This window comes from Streptomyces sp. NPDC059957, from assembly GCF_042730015.1.
In the GTDB taxonomy this organism is placed as follows: domain Bacteria; phylum Actinomycetota; class Actinomycetes; order Streptomycetales; family Streptomycetaceae; genus Streptomyces.
This window is the reverse complement of sequence record NZ_JBHWMB010000052.1, coordinates 43,129-63,656: the sequence shown is the minus strand read 5'-3', so window position 1 is coordinate 63,656 and position 20,528 is coordinate 43,129. Positions and strand designations below refer to the sequence as shown.

18 protein-coding genes are annotated in these 20,528 nt (G+C 73.1%); 13 read left to right on the top strand and 5 right to left on the bottom strand.

All coding sequences use genetic code 11. The features are described 5' to 3' along the window. Together ACFWBW_RS29220 and ACFWBW_RS29215 are read left to right on the top strand one after the other, a co-directional pair. On the top strand, nucleotides 1-500 hold a 500-nt coding region (locus ACFWBW_RS29220; RefSeq protein ID WP_385378498.1), incomplete at its 5' end, for a hypothetical protein. Between the two features lie 96 nt (nucleotides 501-596). Next, the gene (locus tag ACFWBW_RS29215) at nucleotides 597-1,337 is read left to right on the top strand and encodes a PP2C family protein-serine/threonine phosphatase (protein ID WP_385378501.1); all 741 of its coding nucleotides are present in this window, start codon (nucleotides 597-599) and stop codon (nucleotides 1,335-1,337) included. A gap of 80 nt (nucleotides 1,338-1,417) precedes the next feature. On the opposite strand, the gene ACFWBW_RS29210 is transcribed toward ACFWBW_RS29215, so the two are convergent. Then, the gene (locus ACFWBW_RS29210; protein WP_385378495.1) at nucleotides 1,418-1,828 is read right to left on the bottom strand and encodes a winged helix-turn-helix transcriptional regulator; all 411 of its coding nucleotides are present in this window, start codon (nucleotides 1,826-1,828) and stop codon (nucleotides 1,418-1,420) included. A 109-nt stretch (nucleotides 1,829-1,937) separates the two neighbouring features. Here ACFWBW_RS29210 and ACFWBW_RS29205 point away from each other — a divergent pair, with 109 nt between their 5' ends. Both ACFWBW_RS29205 and abc-f read left to right on the top strand, forming a co-directional pair. Next, complete coding sequence (locus ACFWBW_RS29205) at nucleotides 1,938-2,813, top strand: SDR family oxidoreductase (protein ID WP_385378492.1); 876 nt, start codon at nucleotides 1,938-1,940, stop codon at nucleotides 2,811-2,813. Between the two features lie 199 nt (nucleotides 2,814-3,012). After that, nucleotides 3,013-4,719 carry a ribosomal protection-like ABC-F family protein gene (gene abc-f / locus ACFWBW_RS29200; RefSeq protein WP_385378489.1) on the top strand — a complete coding sequence of 569 codons (1,707 nt, stop codon included), beginning with the start codon at nucleotides 3,013-3,015 and terminating at the stop codon, nucleotides 4,717-4,719. Here the strand turns inward: abc-f and ACFWBW_RS29195 are convergent. Beyond that, on the bottom strand, nucleotides 4,716-6,410 hold the full coding sequence (locus ACFWBW_RS29195; RefSeq protein ID WP_385378486.1) for an FG-GAP repeat domain-containing protein: 1,695 nt from the start codon (nucleotides 6,408-6,410) through the stop codon (nucleotides 4,716-4,718). The two genes, abc-f and ACFWBW_RS29195, sit on opposite strands and share 4 nt — an antisense overlap. 848 nt (nucleotides 6,411-7,258) lie before the next feature. On the opposite strand from ACFWBW_RS29195, the gene ACFWBW_RS29190 reads away from it, so the two are divergent. Continuing rightward, nucleotides 7,259-7,783 carry a SigE family RNA polymerase sigma factor gene (locus ACFWBW_RS29190; RefSeq protein WP_385378482.1) on the top strand — a complete coding sequence of 175 codons (525 nt, stop codon included), beginning with the start codon at nucleotides 7,259-7,261 and terminating at the stop codon, nucleotides 7,781-7,783. Next, on the top strand, nucleotides 7,780-8,715 hold the full coding sequence (locus ACFWBW_RS29185) for a hypothetical protein (protein WP_385378479.1): 936 nt from the start codon (nucleotides 7,780-7,782) through the stop codon (nucleotides 8,713-8,715). Before ACFWBW_RS29190 ends, ACFWBW_RS29185 begins: the two co-directional genes overlap by 4 nt. Before the next feature lie 136 nt (nucleotides 8,716-8,851). Here ACFWBW_RS29185 and ACFWBW_RS29180 read toward each other — a convergent pair whose 3' ends face one another. Continuing rightward, nucleotides 8,852-11,839, bottom strand: coding sequence for a bifunctional [glutamine synthetase] adenylyltransferase/[glutamine synthetase]-adenylyl-L-tyrosine phosphorylase (locus ACFWBW_RS29180; RefSeq protein ID WP_385378476.1), 2,988 nt, complete (start codon nucleotides 11,837-11,839; stop codon nucleotides 8,852-8,854). Nucleotides 11,840-12,226: 387 nt separating this feature from the next. Between ACFWBW_RS29180 and ACFWBW_RS29175 the strand changes: the two genes are divergently transcribed. From ACFWBW_RS29175 to ACFWBW_RS29165, 3 genes are all read left to right on the top strand, one after another. Next, the gene (locus ACFWBW_RS29175) at nucleotides 12,227-14,326 is read left to right on the top strand and encodes a PIG-L family deacetylase (protein ID WP_385378473.1); all 2,100 of its coding nucleotides are present in this window, start codon (nucleotides 12,227-12,229) and stop codon (nucleotides 14,324-14,326) included. 130 nt (nucleotides 14,327-14,456) lie between these two features. After that, on the top strand, nucleotides 14,457-14,921 hold the full coding sequence (locus tag ACFWBW_RS29170) for a DUF2752 domain-containing protein (protein WP_385378470.1): 465 nt from the start codon (nucleotides 14,457-14,459) through the stop codon (nucleotides 14,919-14,921). A gap of 127 nt (nucleotides 14,922-15,048) precedes the next feature. Then, on the top strand, nucleotides 15,049-15,291 hold the full coding sequence (locus tag ACFWBW_RS29165; protein WP_385378468.1) for a TM2 domain-containing protein: 243 nt from the start codon (nucleotides 15,049-15,051) through the stop codon (nucleotides 15,289-15,291). An 81-nt stretch (nucleotides 15,292-15,372) separates the two neighbouring features. Here the strand turns inward: ACFWBW_RS29165 and glnA are convergent, their stop codons facing one another. Beyond that, nucleotides 15,373-16,734 (bottom strand): type I glutamate--ammonia ligase, encoded by a 1,362-nt coding sequence (gene glnA / locus ACFWBW_RS29160; protein WP_243329674.1) that lies wholly within the window; start codon nucleotides 16,732-16,734, stop codon nucleotides 15,373-15,375. 172 nt (nucleotides 16,735-16,906) lie between these two features. Here glnA and ACFWBW_RS29155 point away from each other — a divergent pair, with 172 nt between their 5' ends. From ACFWBW_RS29155 to ACFWBW_RS29140, 4 genes are all read left to right on the top strand, one after another. Next, the gene (locus tag ACFWBW_RS29155; protein ID WP_385378464.1) at nucleotides 16,907-17,323 is read left to right on the top strand and encodes a hypothetical protein; all 417 of its coding nucleotides are present in this window, start codon (nucleotides 16,907-16,909) and stop codon (nucleotides 17,321-17,323) included. Nucleotides 17,324-17,396: 73 nt separating this feature from the next. Next, the gene (locus ACFWBW_RS29150) at nucleotides 17,397-18,050 is read left to right on the top strand and encodes a DUF3105 domain-containing protein (protein ID WP_385378461.1); all 654 of its coding nucleotides are present in this window, start codon (nucleotides 17,397-17,399) and stop codon (nucleotides 18,048-18,050) included. Nucleotides 18,051-18,073: 23 nt separating this feature from the next. Then, the gene (locus ACFWBW_RS29145; RefSeq protein WP_385378458.1) at nucleotides 18,074-18,751 is read left to right on the top strand and encodes a DUF305 domain-containing protein; all 678 of its coding nucleotides are present in this window, start codon (nucleotides 18,074-18,076) and stop codon (nucleotides 18,749-18,751) included. Nucleotides 18,752-19,238: 487 nt separating this feature from the next. After that, nucleotides 19,239-19,658 (top strand): CBS domain-containing protein, encoded by a 420-nt coding sequence (locus ACFWBW_RS29140; protein WP_385378455.1) that lies wholly within the window; start codon nucleotides 19,239-19,241, stop codon nucleotides 19,656-19,658. On the opposite strand, the gene ACFWBW_RS29135 is transcribed toward ACFWBW_RS29140, so the two are convergent. Continuing rightward, nucleotides 19,655-20,482 carry an alpha/beta fold hydrolase gene (locus tag ACFWBW_RS29135; protein WP_385378452.1) on the bottom strand — a complete coding sequence of 276 codons (828 nt, stop codon included), beginning with the start codon at nucleotides 20,480-20,482 and terminating at the stop codon, nucleotides 19,655-19,657. The genes ACFWBW_RS29140 and ACFWBW_RS29135 overlap by 4 nt on opposite strands. Between the last annotated feature and the right edge of the window lie 46 nt (nucleotides 20,483-20,528).

Below are 20,528 nucleotides of genomic sequence, written 5' to 3'. Positions count from 1 at the left end.
CGCCGGCCGCGACCGTGGGAAGCCTGTCCTCCCCGGCTCTCGCCGAGGTCCAGGAGCACATCGCGCAGACGTGCCCGGCTCCGGGCATCCTCCAGGAGGGGCCGCCGACTCCGCGGCCGGCACCGCCCGGCGAGGAGGCGCAGGGCCCGGGAATCGTGCCGAGCTTCCCCACGGCGGGACCCATGGTGGAGTTGGACACCCGCGACTGGTGCGCGGGCGTCAGCCACGAGTCGCAGGTCTACGTGGCCGTGGAGAAGATCACGGAGCCCACCCCGGCCAAGGTCAGGGCGGCCCTGAACACCGCCGGCTACCCCGACGAGCGCATCCACGACCTCGAGCAGTCCGGTGCGACCACGCACTTCTCCCTCGACCTCCGCGAGAACGGCGGACGGCTCTGCGTGAAGGGCTCGGTGGGCGGCGGCGGCGAGGAGCCCGCCGTCGTGGACAAGTGTGTGGCCCCCGCGACCGGCCCGTTCAGCGCCAGGGGCACGGAGTACTGACCACGGGGCCGCGGAAACGCGCCGCTCGCCCGGCGGCGGGACAATGGGGGCGGGAAAGGAACGCGTCTGCCCTCGCGGAGAGGCGGGACCCTCGTGGTGGAGTACATAGCCGTGACCGCCCTGAGCCATGTCGGGCTGGTCCGCGAGCACAACGAGGACAGCCTGGTCATCGGGCCGTGGACGCTGTGCGGGACCACGACCCGGAGCCCCCAGACGCTGCTGTTCCCCCTCGGCAGACCGCTCCTCGTCGCGGTCGCCGACGGCCTCGGCGGGCAGCCGGCCGGCGAGGTCGCCAGCGAGCTGGTCGTACGGGAACTGGCCCTGCTCGGCCCGACGCTGGAAGGGGCCGAGGCGATCGAGGGCGCACTGAACCTCTGCAACCGCGCGGTGCACGCCGCCACCGAAGGCCGTCCCGAGCTGACCTCCATGGGGACCACCGTCGCCGGCACCCTGGTCCTGCCGGAGTCGCTGCTGTCCTTCAACGTCGGCGACAGCAAGGTGTACCGGGTGGCCGAGGACGGGCTGCGCCAGGTCAGCGTGGACGACAGCCCGCCGCTGGAGCCGGGGCAGCGCACCACGTCGGCGGTGACGCAGACCCTCGGCGGGAGCCGCGCCGAGCACGTCCTCACCCCCCACGTGGCGACCTTCCCGCTGGCCACGGGCGACCGCTACCTGGTGTGCACGGACGGGCTGACCGACCCGGTCCCCGACGAGGTCATCGACGAAGTGCTGCGGGCGCACGACGACGGCAAGGCCGCCTTCGAGCTCTGGAAGGCCGCCATCGAGGCCGGGGGACCCGACAACATCACGCTCGCGCTGGTCCGCATCGGCGCCTGACGGTCCCTGGACGCCGCCTATGCCGTCTCTTCCGGATCTTGCCGGGCCCTCGCCGCCCGGCAAGATCCGGAAGAGACGGCCTAGTTCAGGGCGGCCGCGGCCTGCCGCTTCGACTCGTCGTAGGCCTCGCGCGCCCGCTGCACGTCCTCCATGCGCACACCGGTCCAGTGGGCGAGCGCGCGGACCCGCTCGGCGGCCTCGCGGCCCAGCGGGGTGAGCGAGTAGTCGACGCGGGGCGGGATGACGGGCTTGGCGTCACGGTGCACGAAACCGTCGCGCTCCAGCGTCTGGAGCGTCTGGGTCAGCATCTTCTCGCTGACCTTGGCGAGCGTTCCGATCTCCCTGCGCAGTTCGCTGAACCGGTACGAGCGGCCCAGCAGGGCGTCCAGTACGAGGACGCCCCAGCGGCTGGTGACGTGCTCCAGGACGAGCCGGTTCGGACACATGGCCTCGGCCTGGGTCACCTTCTCGCGCATCTCACTTACTCCCATGCCAGTACCTTACTTCAAAGTGGGTACTGCCGTTTAGTTAGCGCCCAACGTACGGTGAGTGCACAGCCCGGAAACGGGGAGCAAGGCCCAGACCAGGAGTGAACCCGCCATGAGCATCGTCGTCACCGGAGCCACCGGAGCCCTCGGCCGTCTCGTCATCGACGAGCTGCTCGCCCGGGGAGTCCCCGCCGCCGGGATCGCCGCCGTCGTCCGCGACAAGGAGAAGGCCGCCCCGCTCGCCGCGCTGGGCATCGAACTGCGCATCGCCGACTACAACGCCCCCGAGACGCTCGCCGGGGCCTTCCGCTCCGGCGACCGGGTCCTGATGATCTCCGGCAGCGAGGTCGGACAACGGGTGCCCCAGCACTCCGCCGTGATCGACGCGGCGAAGGAGGCCGGGGTGGCGCAGTTCGCGTACACCGGGATCCTGGGCGGGCCGGAAGCGGACTTCGACCTCGCGGCCGAGCACCGGGCGACCGAGGAACTGATCCTCTCCTCGGGCCTGCCGTACACCTTCCTGCGCAACGGCTGGTACACCGAGAACCACGCCGGCAACCTGGCTCCGGTGCTCGCGCACGGAGCGGTCCTGTCCAACGCGGGCGAGGGCCGGGTCGCCTCGGCGGCCCGGGCCGACTACGCGGCGGCGGCCGCGGCCGTGGTGACCGGGGAGGGCCACCTCCACCGGGCGTACGAGCTGAGCGGCGACGTGGCGTGGTCGTTCGCGGAGTACGCGGCGGCGGTGGCGCAGGCCGCCGGGCAGGAGATCACGTACAACGCCGTGACCCCCGAGGCCCACCAGGCGGTCCTCACCGGCGCGGGAGTCCCGGCGCCGTTCGCCGCGATCCTGGTCGACGTGGACCTCGCCATCGAGCGCGGCCGCCTGGCCGGCACCTCCGGCGACCTGTCCCGGCTGATCGGCCGCCCGACGACGCCGATGGCCCGGACGGTCGCCGAGGCGGTGGCCACGATCCGCAGCGCCGGCTGAAAACTGGCGAGACGCAACGACTCGCCTCGCGTTACCCTGGCCCCATGGGTTCGTACTCGTACTACTTCTTCCGCTGATCCGCGGCGCGGACGCGGCGTGAGGGCCCGGCCAAGCCCGGCCCGTCCGCCGCGCGTCCGCGCTGCCCGCACCCAGAAGGAGAACGTGGAAGAAGCAGTACGAGTACCCCGAGGGGATCCCCATGCGCTCGCGCGCCCATCAGCAATCCCAGCCCAAGTTCCAGCCCAAGCCCCAGCTGACCCTGTCCGGAGTCACCAAGGCCTACGGTGACCGGGTCGTGCTCGACCAGGTGTCGCTGACCGTACGGCCCGGCGAGAAGGCCGCCGTCATCGGCGAGAACGGCTCCGGCAAGTCCACCCTGCTCCGGCTGCTCGCCGGGGCCGAGGAGCCGGACGGGGGCGAGGTCACCGCCGTCTTCCCCGGCGGCACCGGACACCTCGCCCAGACCCTCGACCTCGCACCCGGACTGACCGTCCAGGACGCCGTCGACCTCGCCCTCGCCGATCTGCGGGAGCTGGCGGCCCGCATCGGCGCCGCCGAGACCGCCCTCGGCGCCGCCGGCGTCGAACCCGACCCCGCGCTCCTCGACGCGTACGGCGAACTCCTGACCGCCTACGAGGAACGCGGCGGCTATCAGGCCGACGCCCGCACCGACGCCGCGCTGCACGGCCTCGGCCTCGGCCACGTCACCCGGGACCGCACCCTCGGCTCGCTCTCCGGCGGCGAGTGCTCACGGCTCGCGCTGGCCTGCGTCCTGGCCGCCGCTCCCGAACTCCTGCTCCTGGACGAGCCGACCAACCACCTGGACCGGCGGGCCGTCGACTGGCTCGCGGAGCGGCTGCGCGCCCACCGGGGCACGCTCGTCGTCGTCACCCACGACCGGGACTTCCTGGAGCGGATCACCAGCACGGTCCTGGAGGTCGACCGGGACCTGCGCACGGTCGTGCGGTACGGGGACGGCTGGGCGGGATACCTCGCGGCGAAGGCCGCCGCGCGCGGCCGCTGGGCGCAGCGGTACGCGGAGTGGCGCGGGGACCTGGCGCGCACCGAGGCCCTGGTCGCGGCGGCGGGCCAGCGGCTCGACCGCACCGGAGGGGACCCCGGGCAGGGCTTCGGCAAGCACCGCCGTTCCTCGGAGGCCAAGCTGTCCGGGCAGGTCAGGGCGGCCCGGACGCACCTGGAGCGGCTGCGCGCGGAGCCGGTGGCACCACCGCCGGTGCCGCTGCGCTTCGGCGCCGGGATCGCCGCCCCGGAGCCGGCCCGAGAGCCCTCCCCCGAAGGGCCGTTGCTCGAGCTCTCCGGAATCCGGGTCGGTGACCGGCTCCGGCTCGCCGCCCTCGCCGTGCGGCCCGGGCAGCGACTGCTGGTGTCGGGGCCGAACGGGGCCGGGAAGACCACCCTGTTGCGCGTCCTGGCCGGCGATCTGGCCCCGGACACGGGCTCGGTGCGCCGTGCGGAGCACGTGCGGCTGGGCTATCTGGCGCAGGAGTTGCCCCACTCCCCCGTCCGGCTCCCGCTGCTCTCCGCGTTCGCGGCGGGGCTCCCCGGGCTGCCCGAGGAGCATGCGGAGGAGCTGCTGACGCTCGGGCTGTTCCGCGAGGAGGACCTCCCGGTACCGGTCGCGGCGCTGTCCGCCGGGCAGCGCCGGCGCCTGGAACTGGCCCGCCTGGTGACCCGGCCCGCCGACGTCCTCGTCCTGGACGAACCGACCAACCACGTGTCCCTCGCGCTGGTCGAGGAGGTGGAGCAGGCGCTCGCCGGCTACCCGGGAGCGGTGGTCGCGGTCTCCCACGACCCCCGCTTCCGGGCGGCGTTCGCCGGGGACCGGCTGGAACTGCGGGACGGAGCCCCACAGTTCCAGCCGGTCAGCACCACGAGCGGACCTTAGGAGATCTTCGTGTACTGCCAGATGGGCTCGGTTCCGATGGCGGTCCGGTTGCCGAAGCCGCCGGCGCCGTTGCCCGCGTTCAGCCACGGCCGTCCCGCGGTGTCGCGGGAGAGGACGTCGGCCTTGCCGTCGCCGTTCAGGTCCCCGGCGCCGACGACGTCCTTGTAGGTGCCGCCCCAGTCCTTGAAGACCAGGACGCGGCTCTTGAAGACGCCGGTGCCGGTGCCGTTTCCGGTGCCGTTGTAGCGCCACAGCTCACCGGAGGCGTCGAGGCCGAGCAGGTCGGCCTTGCCGTCACCGGTGAGGTCACCGGCGCCGATGATCTTCTTGTACGTGTTCCAGCCCGTGCCGACCTTGACCCGCGCGGCGAAGCCGCCCGCGCCGTTGTCTGCGTAGAGGTAGAGGTTGCCGGTGGCGGCATCGCGGGCCAGCAGGTCGGTGCGGCCGTCACCGGTGAGGTCGCCGGGAGCGGAGAAGGAGTTGTAGGCCTTCCAGTCCGAGGCGATCTTCTTGTACGCCGATCCGGGCGACGGGAGTCCGCCGCACGCCGGGGTGTACATGCGGGCCTCGCCGCCGGGCAGGCGGACGAACACGTCGTTGCAGCGGTCACCGTTGAGGTCCCCGAAGGGCAGCACCTCGGCGGCCGGGTCCCAGCCGGGCACCGTGAACGGGGCCGCGGTGAGGCCGGTGCCCGAGTAGACCTTGAGGTTGCCCGCGGTCGAGAGCCCCAGGACATCGGCCTTGCCGTCGCCCGTGAGGTCGCGCCGTACGGGGAGCTTGCGCGGGGTGGTGGTCGCGAGGTAGCCGACCTCGTGCCTGGAACCGTCGGCGCCCTCCTCCCACTGGGTGAACTGCACGAGCGGCCGGCCCTGACCGTCGATGATCACGTCGCCCGAGTTACTGGCCGGCTCGGGGACCGTGCCCACGAGCGTGGTGGGCGCCGACCAGGTGCCGCCGACGAACGTCGACACCTGGGGGACGCGGCCCGCGCCGCTCGACCGGGCCCAGGTGGCGACGACGGTGCCGTTGGGGGCGAGCGCGCTGCGCAGGTGGATGAAGGTGCCTTGGCCCGTGTCCGGGAAGCGCTGGCCCGTCGCCCAGGTGCCCTTGGTCGCCGAGCGCACGCTGTACCAGGCCCCGCGGTTCGAACTCATCAGGAGGACATCGTCGTTCGGCAGAACCATCGGTGCGTTGATGCGGGTGGAGGTCCCGGTGCCGACGAGCTCGGCGCGGCTCCAGGCCGTGGTGCCGGCCACCCTCCTCGCGTAGGACAAGGAGAGGTCCGCGGACTGTGCGGCTGCCGCCCGGGCGTTCCACACCATGTGGAACCCGCCCTTGGGGTGTGCGAAGACCTGCAGGTCGTAGGGCGAACCTGCCAGGCCGAGATCACGCGGTGCGCTCCACTGCGCGGCGCCGGCGGCCTTCTCCATGGTCTGGTACCGGCGCGCTTCCCCCGACACGGGCGTGCCGCCCCAGGACACCAGCACCGTACCGTCGTTGGCGACCGCGAGGGACACGAACCCGGCGTAGAGGGGCTGGGCCGCGGTGGCCAGTACGGCCGGAGCCGACCAGGTCCCCTGGGCCGTCCGCTCGGTGGCATGGACCTTGCCGTCCGCGTACCAGGCGGCGAACACGTGCCCCGAGGCGCTGCCCACGAAGCGGGTTTCGTAGTTCCATGCGAAGTTCTGCACTGCCGAGAACTTGGTGGCACCGGGTGCGAGCACTGCAGTCCGGGTCTGCGTCTCCGTGCTCAGACCAGGGTCCTTCCAAACCAGTTGGACGGAGCCGTCGGGCAGTGCCGTGAGGTGTGCGGAGCTGGGAGACCACACCGCGATGCCCGTGGGAAGCCAGCCCGTCGCCCCCCACGGGGCGCCGCAGCACCGTAAGGCCCGACACCGCCACCACGGTGCCGTCCTTGGCCGTCACCATGCTGCCGATCGGGTGGTCCAGCCGAGTGGGCTTGGCCCACGGGCCGAGCTGCACCGCGGCGGCGGAGGCCGCGGTAGTGGACGCCGCGTCCTGGGCCGGGCCCGGCGCCGCGAAGGCGGTCGGCGCGGCGAGCGCGAGCGCGAGGACGGGAGTGAGCGCGACGCCGAGCATCGTGCGGGAATGCGAAGTCATAAGGAAAGAGCCCCCCCGGGCATCGGACACATGAGGTGTGCGAGGTGCATGTACGCAGTGCGTGCACGAGGCCCGTGTACGGGCCGCACGCACGCGCAGCGTATAGGAAGCCGTGATCTTGGCCGAGGGGCCGCTCGGCGCGACGCCAAAGCCAGGGGCACCGGGCCCCGGCCGGTACGGTCGGCCCATGGACGCGGCACGACTTCCCGCGGCCGGGCGGCTCGGGCGCCACGGTGCGGTGCTGCTCAAGGGTGCCGCGTTCCTCGCCCTCTACCGGGCAACTGCGCCTCCTGCACGGCGGCCGAGGCCGCCTGACCTTCCCGCCCGCCACCGGTCCCGCCGGACCCGCGAGGATTCGTACGCCCCTGCGGGCAACCGAATCGGGGCGGTCGGTGGTCAAGGGGGCGAGGAGGTGCCGATGCAGGCCGAGGAAGAAGATCGGTTCGAGTCGTTCGTTGCCGCGCGCTGGGTCCATCTGGTCCGGACCGCCTACCTGTTGACGGGCGATCCGCACGACGCGGAGGACGTGACCCAGGCCGCGCTGGCGAAGGCGTACCGGTCGTGGCGGCGGGTGTCGCGCATGGACAGCCCGGAGGCGTACGTCCGCCGGATGCTGGTCACGTGCAACAGCGACCGGTTCCGCAAGCGGCGGGTCACCGAGCGGCTGACGGGCAGCGTGCCGGACACGTCGGTGCGCGACCACGCGGGCGCCTGGGCCGAGGAGCGCGGCGTGCTGATGGACGCGCTGGCCCAACTGCCCGTCCGGCAGCGGGCCGTGGTGGTGATGCGGTACTGGGAGGACCTCTCCGAGGCCGAGACCGCCGATGTCCTCGGGTGCTCCCAGGGCACCGTCAAGAGCCAGGCCTCCAAGGCACTGGCGAAACTGCGCGCCTGGCCCGGACTGGGCAGGATCGCGACGAGGGGCGAGGGGGCGGTCCTGTGAAGGGGCGGGACAACGACGGACAGGGCGAAGAGTTCGAGCTGGACCTGCGGGACTGGATGGCCCGGGGCGCCGAGGCCGTGCGGCCCGCCGCCGTGCCGTATCCGGAGATCGTCCGGCAGGGCCGCGCGGAGCGGCGCCACCGCAGGCTCGCGGCGGCGGGGGCGGCCCTGGTCGCGCTGGCCGTCGTCCCGGTGACGGCCCTGGTCCTCGTGGGGAACGGCTCCGGCGGCGGTCCGGCGGTCGTGCCGGTGGCGGGCGGCGGCCCCACGCCAAGCACGGCGCCGCCCACCCCCCAGGTGCCCCCGGGACCGGACGCACCCGAGACGCGCGGGCAGATCGCCGACGGGATCACCTTCCGGGAGGCGGCCGCCGGGCTCGGGCTGTGCCTCGCCTACGACCGGGAGCACGCCGATCCGTCGGGACTCCCGCGGACCGACCTGGGCAAGGCCTCCGACTACCGGATCCTGCTCGCGCACCGGAGCACCGGGAACGACAACTCCCCCGGGGACGGCCGGTACATCGTCGCCGTCAAGGAGGCTCCGCGGCAGATCCGGCTCATCTGCCTCATCAAGGACGGCAGGGCCGAGGGCATCAACATCTCCGGCGGCGGGGGCGCGGACCCCGGGAGCGGATCCGTTCGCCCCGACATCAACGGGGGCAAGCTCTACCTCCAGAAGCTGAGGTCCGAGGGCCCCTGGAAGCTGCCCTACCGCTGGGGCAGCATCGGCACGGTCGACCCCGGTGTCACCCGGGTCACCGTCGGCTACGGCGGCGCCACCTTCGAAGGCGCCGTGGACCACGGCTGGTTCGCCGCCACCGGGATCCTGGAGCGGCCCGTCACCAAGGCCCCGCGGATCAAGGGCTACGACGCCCGGGGCAAGCAGGTCTACGACTCCGACCAGGACAAGACGTACGAGAAGTCCCTCCCCTAGGGCCTGTCATCACATTCCCGTCGGCGCCCGCAGAGGCAGACTGGGGAATTTGACGACAGGCCCTAGCCGGGCAGGGAGCCCGGAAGCGTGGCACCCCGCCGCCGCACAGGGGTCGGCGGCGGGGTCCCGCGGTCGCTCAGCCCGCGTAAAACAGCTCGTCCACGACGCCCCGTGCACGGCGGGTGATGCGGCGGTAGTCCTCCAGCATGTCGCCGACCGTGCCCTCCGCGTAGCCGAGGTAGCGGCCGACCGCCGCCAGTTCGCGGGTTTCCGAGGGGAAGGTGTCGCCCGCGCGGCCGCGGACCAGCATCACGGCGTTGCGGACCCGGGTGGCCAGGACCCAGGCCTCGTCCAGGATCTGCGCCTCCTCGGTCGGGATCAGGCCGGCCGCGTGGGCGGCGGCCAGGGCCTCGCGGGTGCGGGTCGTGCGCAGGCCCGGTTCCGCCCAGGCGTGCCGCATCTGGATCAGCTGGACGGTCCACTCGACGTCGCTGAGGCCGCCGCGGCCGAGTTTGGTGTGCAGGGTCGGGTCGGCGCCCCTGGGCATGCGTTCGGATTCCATCCGGGCCTTCAGCCGCCGGATCTCGCGGACGGCGTCCTCGCCGAGGCCTTCCATCGGGTAGCGCAGCGGGTCGATCAGGTCGATGAATCGCTGACCGAGCTCGAGGTCGCCGGCCACCGGTTCGGCGCGCAGCAGGGCCTGGGACTCCCAGGTCAGGGACCAGCGCCGGTAGTAGGCGGCGTAGGAGGGCAGCGTGCGGACCAGGGGGCCGGAGCGGCCTTCGGGGCGCAGGTCCGCGTCGATGAGCAGCGGCGGGTCGGCGGTGGGGAGCTGGAGGAGCCTGCGCATCTCGGAGACGACGTGCTGGGCGGCCTTGGCGGCTTCCTGTTCGTCGACGCCCTCGCGCGGCTCGTGGACGAACAGGACGTCGGCGTCGGATCCGTAGCCGAGCTCGTGACCACCGAAACGGCCGACGCCGATGATCGCGAAGCGGGTGGGGAGGGTGTCTCCCCAGTGCGCCTGCACGGCGGCGCGCAGGGCTCCGGCGACGGTGGCGGCGGTGAGTTCGGAGACGGCTCGGCCGACCCGGTCGACCAGGGCTCCGTGGTCCTCCTCGGCCGGGCTGTCCTCCGTACCGTAGGAGCCGATGATGTCGGCGGCGGTGGTGCGGAACAGCTCGCGGCGCCGGACTCCGCGGGCGGCGGCCACCCCGGCCTCCGGGTTCTCGGCGCGGCCGACGGCGGCGAGCACCTCCTGTTCCAGGGCCTCGTGGGTACGGGGAACCAGGCCTTCGGGGTCGCCCAGCAGGGCCACCGCCTCGGGGGCGCGCAGGAGGAGGTCGGGGGCGAGGCGTCCGGCGGAGAGCACGCGGGCGAGGTTCTCCGCGGCGGCGCCCTCGTCGCGCAGGAGGCGCAGGTACCAGGGGGTCTTGCCGAGGGCGTCGGAGACCTTGCGGAAGTTGAGGAGGCCCGCGTCCGGGTCGGCGGAGTCCGCGAACCAGCCGAGGAGCACGGGCAGCAGGGTGCGCTGGATGGCGGCGGCGCGGGTGACGCCGGAGGCGAGGGCTTCGAGGTGGCGCAGGGCGGCGGCCGGATCGGCGTACCCGAGGGCTTCGAGGCGCTGGCCGGCGGCGCGCGGGGAGAGCCGGGTCTCGCCGGGGGCGAGCTGGGCCACGGCGTCGAGGAGCGGCCGGTAGAAGATCTTCTCGTGCAGGCGGCGGACCACGGAGGCGTGCCGGCGCCAGGCCTTGTTGAGCTCGGCGACCGGTTCGGTGCGCAGGCCGAGCGAGCGGCCCAGGCGCCGCAGGTCGGCCTCGTCCTCGGGGACGAGGTGGGTGCGGCGCAGGCGGTAGAGCTGGATGCGGTGCTCCATGGCCCGCAGGAAGCGGTACGCGTCGTGCAGCTGGGCGGCGTCGGCGCGCCCGACGTAGCCGCCGGCGGCGAGGGCGGTGAGTGCGTCGAGGGTGGTGCCGGAGTGCAGGGTGGCGTCGGAGCGGCCGTGGACGAGCTGGAGGAGCTGGACGGCGAACTCGACGTCGCGCAGGCCGCCGGGGCCGAGCTTGAGCTCGCGCTCGACCTGGGCGGCGGGGATGTTGTCGACGACGCGGCGGCGCATCTTCTGGACGTCGGGGACGAAGTTCTCGCGTTCGGCGGCCTGCCAGACGAGGGGAGTTATGGCGGCGATGTACTCGGCGCCGAGCGCCTCGTCGCCCGCGACGGCGCGGGCCTTGAGGAGGGCCTGGAACTCCCAGGTCTTGGCCCAGCGCTGGTAGTAGGCGAGGTGGGAGGCGAGGGTGCGGACGAGCGGACCGTTTCTGCCCTCGGGCCGGAGGTTGGCGTCGACGGGCCAGATGGTGCCTTCGACGGTGGTCTCGGAGCAGATCCGCATGAGGTGGGAGGCGAGGCGGGCGGCGGCCTGGACGGCCTTGCCCTCGTCCGCTCCGGGGGCCGCGTCGCCGACGAAGATGACGTCGACGTCGGAGACGTAGTTCAGCTCGTTGCCGCCGCACTTGCCCATGGCGATGACGGCGAGCCGGCAGACGGCCGCGTCCTCGGGGGCGGCGGCGGTCGCGATGCGCAGGGCCGCGCGGAGGGTGGCGGTGGCCAGGTCGGCGAGTTCGGCGGCGGTCTGGGCTACGTCTATGGTCCCGCAGACGTCGCGGGCGGCGATGGAGAGCAGGCAGCGGCGGTAGGCGACGCGCAGGGTGACGGGGTCGTCCGCGCCGGCCAGCCCGTTCTCGAACTCGGGCAGTCCGGGGTGCAGATCGGCGGCCTCGTAGGTGACGAGGGCCTGCCAGTCCCGGGGGTGGCGGGCGAGGTGGTCGCCGAGGGCCTCGGAGGCGCCGAGCACGCCGAGGAGGCGGTCGCGCAGGGGTTTGGCGCTGACGAGGGTGTCGAGGAGGACGGGCAGTTCCTCGGGGGCCTGCGCCTCGGCGATCCGGACCAGCCCGAGGAGGGCGAGGTCGGGGTCGGCGGTGGCCCCGAGGGCGTCGAGGAGCACCGGATCGGTGCGTACGGCGGCCAGCGCGTCGGTGTCGAGCAGCCTGGCGGCGGCCGAGGGGTCGGTGAACCCGCTGCGCAGCAGCCGGCTGAAGGTACTGCTCCTGCGTCCCGGGACTGTCATCCCGCCGCCTCCCGCGTACGTCGGCCTGCCCTTGCCTCTGCCCTGGCCGGGCGGTCGCGGGGGGTGTCGCCTCCGGCGGGTGTCGCCGGTGGCAGCGCCCGCGCTTCCGCCCGGGGAGAGCCTAGCCGGAGCAGGCGTTCTCCTCACCGCGAGCGCGAGGGGGCGGAATGTCCTTTTGTCCTGAGGCCTGTGATGCAGGGGGCGCTCCCCCGCCCGTGACGAAGGACACGTACGAAACGCCGACACGGGCCGCGCGCGGGCGCCCTTTGCCACGAATCGGAAGTCATCGGCGATTCGGGTGAACCAACTTGCCCGGATCGGACTCTCAGTGACTGACCGACAGCTTCACGCGGTTCTTCCTGCCGGAACGACCCCAAGGCGTAGCCGATGCCCGTGTCCCGCCGACGTTTCCTCCTCGCGACCGTGGTCCCGATGCTGACCATCGGGGTCACCGGTGCGCTCGCCGTCGCCTCCGGCCAGCAGACCGCGGCCGAGACCGTCCCGGGAACCGACTCCCCGGCCGCTCTCCCTGTGAGCGCCACCGCCGGTTCGGTCGTCCAGATCGTCGCCCACCCGGACGACGACCTGTTCTTCATGAACCCGGACGTCAGCCGCTCCATCGCGTCCGGCACCCCGCTCACCACCCTGTACCTCACCTCGGGCGAGGCCGACGGCCGCAACCAGGCCGAAGGCCCGGCGACCAAGGACCCCGCGCAGCCCAGCGACCGGAGCCACTACGCGGAAGCCCGCCAGAACGGCATACGCGCCGCCTACGCGCAGATGGCCACCGGCGACCGCACCAGCCCGTGGCGCCGTACGGTCATACCCGCCGCGGGCGGCGGCCACGCCGAGCTCGACGTCCTCGTGGCGAAGCCCCACGTCAACCTGGTCTGGCTGCAGTTGCGCGAGGCCCGTGCCGCCGTCTCCGACAGCCCGCACAGCATGCGCGGCCTGTGGAACGGCCGGATACCGGCGCTCGTCCCGCAGCTCGCCGCCGGCACTCCGGTCACGCAGCAGCCCACCTTCACCAAGGATCAGGTGATAGCGGCGATAGCGGGGGTCCTGGAGCGGTACAAGCCGACGACGATACGGATGCAGGACCCGACGCCGGGCCGGCACGTCGACTCGGGACGGCTCACCGACCATCAGGACCACATGTACGGGGCACGGTTCGCGCAGGCCGGGGCCGCTTCGTACGCCGCGCGGGTCCCGTTCGGGCAGCGGCCGCACTTCACGGTCCAGAGCTACCTGGGCTACCTCAACGGCAAGCTTCCGCACACCCTGGACCCGCAGACGGCCGCGACGAAGATCGGCTACCTGAAGACGTACGGCTGGCACGACAGGCGGAACCACTGCGGCTCGCCCTCCGGCTGCGGCGACCGCAAGGTGGGGGGCTACCCGACCGGCCCCAACTGGGCCCAGTCGCTGCGCTACGCACGCGGCGACCACTCCTCCTGGCTGGTGCAGGGGCCGCCCGGCCGGCTGTACGCCTTCGCCGTCCTCGACGGCCAGATGGCCGTGTGGAACCGCGGGGCCGGCACCGGCACCGGGCCCGGCGCCGCCTGGCAGGGCCCGGTGCTGCTGCCGGGCACCGGCATCGACCCGGGCGCGACGACCACCCGCCTCCCCGACGGGCGCGTCGCCGTCCTCGCCACCCGTACCGTCTTCGGCGACCGGCCGGGGGACTACCGGCGCGAGATCGTGTACGCCGCCCAGTCCGTGCCCGGCGGTCCGTTCGGGGCGTGGGTCCCGCTCGGCACCCCGGAGACCGGGGACGGGCCCGGCACCTCCCTGATCAGCGCGCCCTCGGCCGTCTCCGGCCCGGACGGGCGGCTGACGGTGTACGTCCGCGACTCCCGGCGCACCCTGCTCGCCCGTACCCAGGAGCCCTCGGGCGTCTTCGGCGGCTGGCAGCACCTGGGGGGCGCCGACCTCCAGTCCGACCCGGTGACGGCCACCGACTCCGCCGGGCGCCGTCACGTCTACGCCGCCACCACCCAGTCGGTGGTGGTCTGGATCCAGCCCGCCCCGGGCGCCCCGCTGGCCGGCCCCTTTCCGACCGGGCTGCCGGCCACCACCGTCCCCCTCACCGCCGCCCCGGAGGCGGCGGGCGTCCGCCTCTACTTCCGGCGCCCCGATTCGGGGGTCGTACGCACCGCCGTGGTCACGGCCGGGGCCGGGGCGGCGAAGCCGGCGGTCTCCAGCGTCACGGAGGCCGGCGGCCGGTCGGGCTACGGCGCGGTGGGCGTGGCGGGCCGCCTCATAGCGGGCCGCGCCGGCTCGGGCACGATCGGCACCACGGGCCTCGGCGGCCCGCCGGCGTGGACGGAGTCCCAGATGCTCTACGCGGGCGCCCCGGCGGGCATCGAGGAACCGGGCGGCGCCTTGACGACGGCGGTCCTGGGCCTGGACGCCCAACTCCACGTGGCCACCTCCCTCCCGACCCCCACCCGCACCGTCTGGCACCGCGCGGTGCCGCAGGCGTAGCCGCTCCCCTGCCTGGAACCGGGCGGACGCCCCGGTGCGAGGATGGGCCTGCGACTGCTCGCACACGACCACGTGCGGGTACGAGTACGAGTACGGATACGGATACGGGTACGTCAAGGAGAGAGCGCCCATGTCGGCAGACCAGCAGGACGCCTGCGAACGGGACCAGGGTTCCCGCGGCGGGCACCAGCCGGCCCGGCCGCACACGTCGCCGCTCCGCCGGCCGGCGGCGGCCCCGCTCGCCTCGCTCGCGGTGCTGGGTGCGGGAGCCGCGTACCTCTGGGGCACCGATCCGCACGAGCCCGGCCACTGGCTCCCCCGCTGCCCCTTCAACTGGCTGACGGGGCTGCTCTGCCCGGCCTGCGGTGCGACCCGGATGTGTTACGACATCCTGCACGGCGACTTCGCCGCGGCCTTCCACGACAACGCGGTGCTGTTCCTACTGGGGCTGCCGCTCGCCCTCTTCCTCTACGCCCGCTGGGTCACCGAAGGCCTCCGCGGACGGAAGTACCACCCGGTGATCGGGATCCGGGGACAGGCTGCGATCGTGGGGGTCGCCCTGACCTGGGCAGTTGTTCGAAATGCGGTCACGTGATCACGGGTTGATCACGTTGTGGGCCGCAGGGCAACCATGCACAGCCGTCGCAGGTCAGAACTTCCGCCACGACCCGCGGTCCTGGCACACGTCCCCGCTGAACAGCAGTTTCACTAGGAGCTTTTGCATGTCCCAGAACATCGCCCCGAACGGCCAGCCGTACTCCGACAAGTCCAAGCTGGTGGCCGGTCTGCTGCAGATCTTCCTCGGCGGCCTCGGCATCGGCCGCTTCTACACCGGCCACACCGGCATGGCCATCGCCCAGCTGCTCACCTGCGGCGGCCTCGGCATCTGGGCCCTGATCGACGGCATCCTGTTCCTCGTCAAGGACGACCGCACCGACAAGGCGGGCCGCGTGCTGCGCGCCTGACGTGCCCGGTAACGCCGTACGGCCGGCCCCCTCATGGCTGAGGGGGCCGGCCGTACCCGTATGCGCGCTGCCGACCCGGCCCTACAGGACCGGCATCATCTTGCGGAGCTCGAAGGCCGTGACCTCGCTGCGGTACTCCTCCCACTCCTGCTTCTTGTTGCGCAGGAAGAAGTCGAAGACGTGCTCGCCGAGGGTCTCGGCGACCAGTTCGCTGCGCTCCATGAGGGCGATGGCCTCGCCGAGGTTCTGCGGGAGGGGTTCGATGCCCATCGCGCGGCGTTCCGCGTCGGAGAGGGCCCAGACGTCGTCGTCGGCGCCGGCCGGGAGTTCGTAGCCCTCCTCGATGCCCTTGAGGCCCGCCGCCAGGAGGACGGCGTACGTCAGGTAGGGGTTGGCGCCCGAGTCGATCGAGCGGACCTCCACGCGGGAGGAGCCCGTCTTGCCCGGCTTGTACATCGGGACGCGGATCAGGGCCGAACGGTTGTTGTGGCCCCAGCAGATGTACGAGGGGGCCTCGCCGCCCGAGCCGGCGGTGCGCGAGGAGCCGCCCCAGATGCGCTTGTAGGAGTTGACCCACTGGTTGGTCACGGCGGCCGTTTCCGCCGCGTGCTTGAGCAGGCCCGCGATGAAGGAGCGGCCGACCTTGGAGAGCTGGTACTCGGCGCCCGACTCGTAGAAGGCGTTGCGGTCGCCCTCGAAGAGGGAGAGGTGGGTGTGCATGCCCGAACCGGGGTACTCCGAGAACGGCTTCGGCATGAAGGTGGCCTGAACGCCCTGTTCCAGGGCGACCTGCTTCATGACCAGGCGGAAGGTCATGATGTTGTCGGCCGTCGAGAGGGCGTCGGCGTAGCGCAGGTCGATCTCCTGCTGGCCGGGGGCGCCCTCGTGGTGGCTGAACTCGACCGAGATGCCCATGGATTCGAGCATCGTGATCGCCTGGCGGCGGAAGTCCATGCCGACGTTCTGCGGGGTGTGGTCGAAATAGCCCGAGTTGTCGGCCGGGGTGGGCCGGGTGCCGTCCAGCGGCTTGTCCTTCAGCAGGAAGAACTCGATCTCCGGGTGGGTGTAGAAGGTGAAGCCCAGGTCGGAGGTCTTGTTCAGGATGCGCTTGAGGACGTACCGGGGGTCCGCGTAGGAGGGCGAGCCGTCCGGCATCAGGATGTCGCAGAACATCCGCGCCGTTCCGGGGGCCTCCGCGCGCCACGGCAGTATCTGGAAGGTGCTCGGGTCCGGCTTGGCGATCATGTCGGACTCGTAGACCCGCGCGAACCCCTCGATCGCCGAGCCGTCGAATCCGATGCCCTCGTCAAAGGCCTGTTCCAGCTCCGCCGGCGCGACCGCTACGGACTTCAGGAAGCCCAGTACGTCGGTGAACCACAGGCGCACGAAGCGGATGTCGCGCTCCTCGAGCGTCCGGAGGACGAATTCCTGCTGCTTGTCCATGGCTTCATCCTCGCAGTTCAGGCGGCCTGTGCACCACTGCCGCGAGGGCACGGGCACAGTCGGGCCGGCCCAGTATCGCCAGCGGTGGTTTCCGCCAGATTACGCACCCCGGAAAGCCGGTGGCACCCCCGCACTGACCTTGGGCCGGTCATGAGCATTACCATCGGCGCCCATGGGGGGCCATGCGCGGGACGAGCAGGGACGTCGGAGACGTCCGCTGCTCAGGCATGCCGTCCTCCTGATGGCCTTCGGGGTGCTGGCCGGCGCGGCGTTCCTGTGCCGGACGGCCGGAGTGGGCGCCGGGGCCGGGCAACCGGCCGCCGCGGGGACGGTCGCACGGGCCGGACACCCCGCCCACGCCCCGGGCGCGCCGCACGTCGCCTGCGCGGCGCCGTACGACAGGCCCGGCTGCTCCCCGCTCTCGCACGTTCTCCCCGGCCTGCTGCCCCCGGCGCCGCCCGCAGCCCTGGTGGCCGGCGGGACGCCCGTGCCCGCGGCCGTCCACCCCGCGCCCGCGGCGTGGATCCGGCCCCCCTCGGCGGTCGCGCGCGGCCCCGACCTGTACGCCCTCCAAGTGCTGCGGACCTGACGGGTCCCGGTTCGGCGGCGCTCAGGTAGCGCGTTCTCCACTCCACCCCCCTCAGCAAAAAGGATTCAGGGCCATGGCCAGCAGGAACTCCGAAACCAACAGCTCCCGCCAGGCGCGGATAGCCGCGATGCGCCGCGCCGACCAGTCGCGCGACCGGCGCAACAAGGCCATCGCGATCACCGCGTCGGCCGCGATCGTCACCGCGCTCATCGGCTTCGGCGCGTGGGTGATGATCGACCAGCAGAACGACAAGGAAGCCAAGGAGGCCGCCCGCAAGGCTCCGGTCGCCGGCGAGCAGACCTGGGACGCCAAGAAGCTCGGCAACAAGCACGTCGACACCCCGGTGAAGTACGAAATGACGCCGCCGGTCGGCGGGGACCACAACCCTCGCTGGATGAACTGCGACGGCGACGTCTACAAGAACCCGATTCCCGAGATCAACGCCGTCCACTCGTTGGAGCACGGCGCCGTGTGGGTGACGTACAACGAGAAGGCCGCCCCGGCCGAGGTGGAGAAGCTCGCCGCCAAGGTGGCCAAGACCCCGTTCACGCTGATGAGCCCCGTCAAGGAGCAGTCCGGCGCGATCATGCTCAGCGCGTGGGGCAAGCAGCTGACCGTGGACAAGGCGGACGACGCCCGGGTCGCGCAGTTCTTCACCAAGTACATTCACGGCCCGCAGACCCCTGAGCCGGCGGCCCCCTGCACGAACGGGCTGGCCGACAAGTGACCCGTACGACCGGTCGCGGCTCCGTGACCCGAACGTACTGGGCCGCGGGCACGGCCGCCGGCCTGGCACTGCTCTTCGCGGTGGGGGCTACGGTCGCCACCGCGGGGGGAGCCGATTCCGCTCCTGCGGCCTCCCGTACGCCCGGGCTCTACTCCGCCGACGCGGGCTTCGCCCGGGACATGTCGGTGCACCACCAGCAGGCGGTGGAGATGTCCTTCATCGTGCGCGACCGCACGCAGGACGAGCCGGTGCGCACCCTCGCCTACGACATCGCCAACACCCAGGCCAACCAGCGCGGCATGATGCTGGGCTGGCTGGACATGTGGGGCCTGCCGAAGGTGGTGGCGGACGAGCCGCCGATGTCCTGGATGGGGGCCGACGGCGCCGCGCACGGCATGGAGGGCCATGCCATGGGCGGGGTCGTCACCAAGCCCGGCGCGCTGATGCCCGGCATGGCCACCAAGGAGGATCTGGCGCAGCTCGGCTCCGCCGAGGGCCGGGACGCCGAGATCCTCTACCTGCGGCTGATGACCGACCACCACAAGGGCGGCGTCGCGATGGCTCAGGGGTGCGCCACTCAGTGCGAGAACCCGGCCGAGCGGGCGCTTGCCCAGGGCATGGTGAACGCCCAGCAGTCGGAACTCCAGCTGATGGCCGACATGCTCAAGCAGCGCGGCTCGGAGCCCCCGACCACGGGGTGAATGTGGCCGCCGGCGAGGCTGGAAAATCCAGCCCCGCCGGCGTTTGAGGCGCGGCGTCCGGGGCGGAGCCCCAGGGGGTCCGGGCGCAGCCGGGGGCCCCTTCCCGCCCCGTCGGGCGTGTGGGGCGCGGGGTCTGGGGCGGAGCCCCAGGGTGGTCCGGGCACAGCCGGGCACCCCTCCCAGCCCCGCCGGCGTTTGAGGCGCGGCGTCCGGGGCGGAGCCCCAGGGAGTCCGGGCGCAGACCCCTCCAGCCCGTCCGGCGTTTGAGGACCGGGGTCCGGGCAGCGCCCGGGGAACGGTGGAAGGGCGGGTCGGGGACAGCCCCGCAGGGCCCCCGCACCGCATGGCCGCACCCGCGCGGGGTCACCCGAACGGCCCCCTCCGGCCCCTGCCGGCTCGCGGGGGCCGAACGGGCGAATGAGGATGAGGACGCCGAGGCGGGCGCACCCGCGCCCGGCCGCTACGGCGTGCTCAGGAGGTTTACGCGATGACCACCGCCGGAGAGATCATGCACCCCGGGGCCCAGTGGATCCCCGCCACCGAGACCCTGGACCGGGCCGCTCAGCTGATGAGCCGCCTCAATGTGGGTGCGCTGCCCATCAGCGATTCCAACGAACGCCTCTGCGGCATCCTGACCGACCGCGACATCGTCATCGGCTGTGTGGCCAAGGGGCACGACCCGTCGAAGATCACGGCCGGCGACATGGCCCAGGGCACCCCGCGCTGGATCGACGCGGGCGCCGACGTCTCCGAGGTGCTGGAGGAGATGCAGAGCCACCAGATCCGCCGGCTCCCCGTCATCGACAACAAGCGGCTGGTCGGGATGATCAGCGAGGCCGACCTGGCCAAGCACCTGTCGGACCAGCAGATAGCCGGCTGGGCCGAGAAGGTCTACGCCCGGAGCTAGACCCCCGCGTACAGGACCGCCCGCGCCACTTGGTGCGGGCGGTCCAGCATGACCAGGTGTCCGGACGGCTCCGCGACCTCGAAGCGGGCTCCCAGCGCGTCGGCCAGCGCCGCCTGGCGGCCCAGCCAGCCCAGGTCCGGGCGGCGCGCGCCGGGGTCGTGGCCGGCCAGCACGATGGCGGGCACGGTCAGCGGGAACTCCGCGCGCAGCGCCAGTAGCTCGGCCGCCGTGTCGAGGTAGCGGGAGTTCTCCAGCAGGGCTCCGCGCCAGACCCTGCCGGTCCGGTAGCAGCGGCGTACGAGGTCCCGCGCGGCCGGGTCCGCGCCACCCGCCCGGGATGCCCGTACGGCGGTCCGCCGGGCCCACGGCCCCAGTGCGGCCGGCAGCCCGGCGGCGGTCACGGCCCGGCCCAGCACCCGGGCGGCGCCGGTGCGCAGCCCGGCGGGCAGGGCCGTACGGGGCCGCTCCTCCACGCTGCTGTCGACCAGTACCAGGGCCGCGGTGCGCCCGGGGTACAGCCGGGCGAAGGCCTCGGCGTGGAACCCGGCGAGGGAGTGCCCGGCCACGGTGACGCGCTCGGTGCCCAGACCCAGCGCGTCCAGCAGCCCGGCGATCCGGTGCGCCTCCCCGGCCGCGGACGGCGGACGCACGGCGGGGGCGCTCAGCCCGTGCCCGGGCCGGTCGAAGCGGACGACGGTACGGCCGGCGGCGACGAGCAGCTCCGCCACGGGATCCCAGTCGAACCAGGCCATGGCGAGCCCGGCGCTGAGGACGACCGGGGGGCCGGAGCCCTCCACGAGGACGTGCAGCGGCACCCCGTCCACGACGGGGCGTGCAGGGCCGGTCAGGCCGGCTGGGCTTGCAGGGCCG

Bases quoted from the DNA above. Each gene is read 5' to 3' on its own strand.
- glnA (WP_243329674.1), bottom strand. From the start codon at position 16,734: ATGGACAAGCAGCAGGAATTCGTCCTCCGGACGCTCGAGGAGCGCGAC.
- ACFWBW_RS29210 (WP_385378495.1), bottom strand. From the start codon at position 1,828: ATGGGAGTAAGTGAGATGCGCGAGAAGGTGACCCAGGCCGAGGCCATG.
- ACFWBW_RS29180 (WP_385378476.1), bottom strand. From the start codon at position 11,839: ATGACAGTCCCGGGACGCAGGAGCAGTACCTTCAGCCGGCTGCTGCGC.
- ACFWBW_RS29155 (WP_385378464.1), top strand. From the start codon at position 16,907: ATGGGGGGCCATGCGCGGGACGAGCAGGGACGTCGGAGACGTCCGCTG.
- ACFWBW_RS29175 (WP_385378473.1), top strand. From the start codon at position 12,227: ATGCCCGTGTCCCGCCGACGTTTCCTCCTCGCGACCGTGGTCCCGATG.
- ACFWBW_RS29190 (WP_385378482.1), top strand. From the start codon at position 7,259: ATGCAGGCCGAGGAAGAAGATCGGTTCGAGTCGTTCGTTGCCGCGCGC.
- ACFWBW_RS29165 (WP_385378468.1), top strand. From the start codon at position 15,049: ATGTCCCAGAACATCGCCCCGAACGGCCAGCCGTACTCCGACAAGTCC.
- ACFWBW_RS29140 (WP_385378455.1), top strand. From the start codon at position 19,239: ATGACCACCGCCGGAGAGATCATGCACCCCGGGGCCCAGTGGATCCCC.
- abc-f (WP_385378489.1), top strand. From the start codon at position 3,013: ATGCGCTCGCGCGCCCATCAGCAATCCCAGCCCAAGTTCCAGCCCAAG.
- ACFWBW_RS29150 (WP_385378461.1), top strand. From the start codon at position 17,397: ATGGCCAGCAGGAACTCCGAAACCAACAGCTCCCGCCAGGCGCGGATA.
- ACFWBW_RS29170 (WP_385378470.1), top strand. From the start codon at position 14,457: ATGTCGGCAGACCAGCAGGACGCCTGCGAACGGGACCAGGGTTCCCGC.
- ACFWBW_RS29205 (WP_385378492.1), top strand. From the start codon at position 1,938: ATGAGCATCGTCGTCACCGGAGCCACCGGAGCCCTCGGCCGTCTCGTC.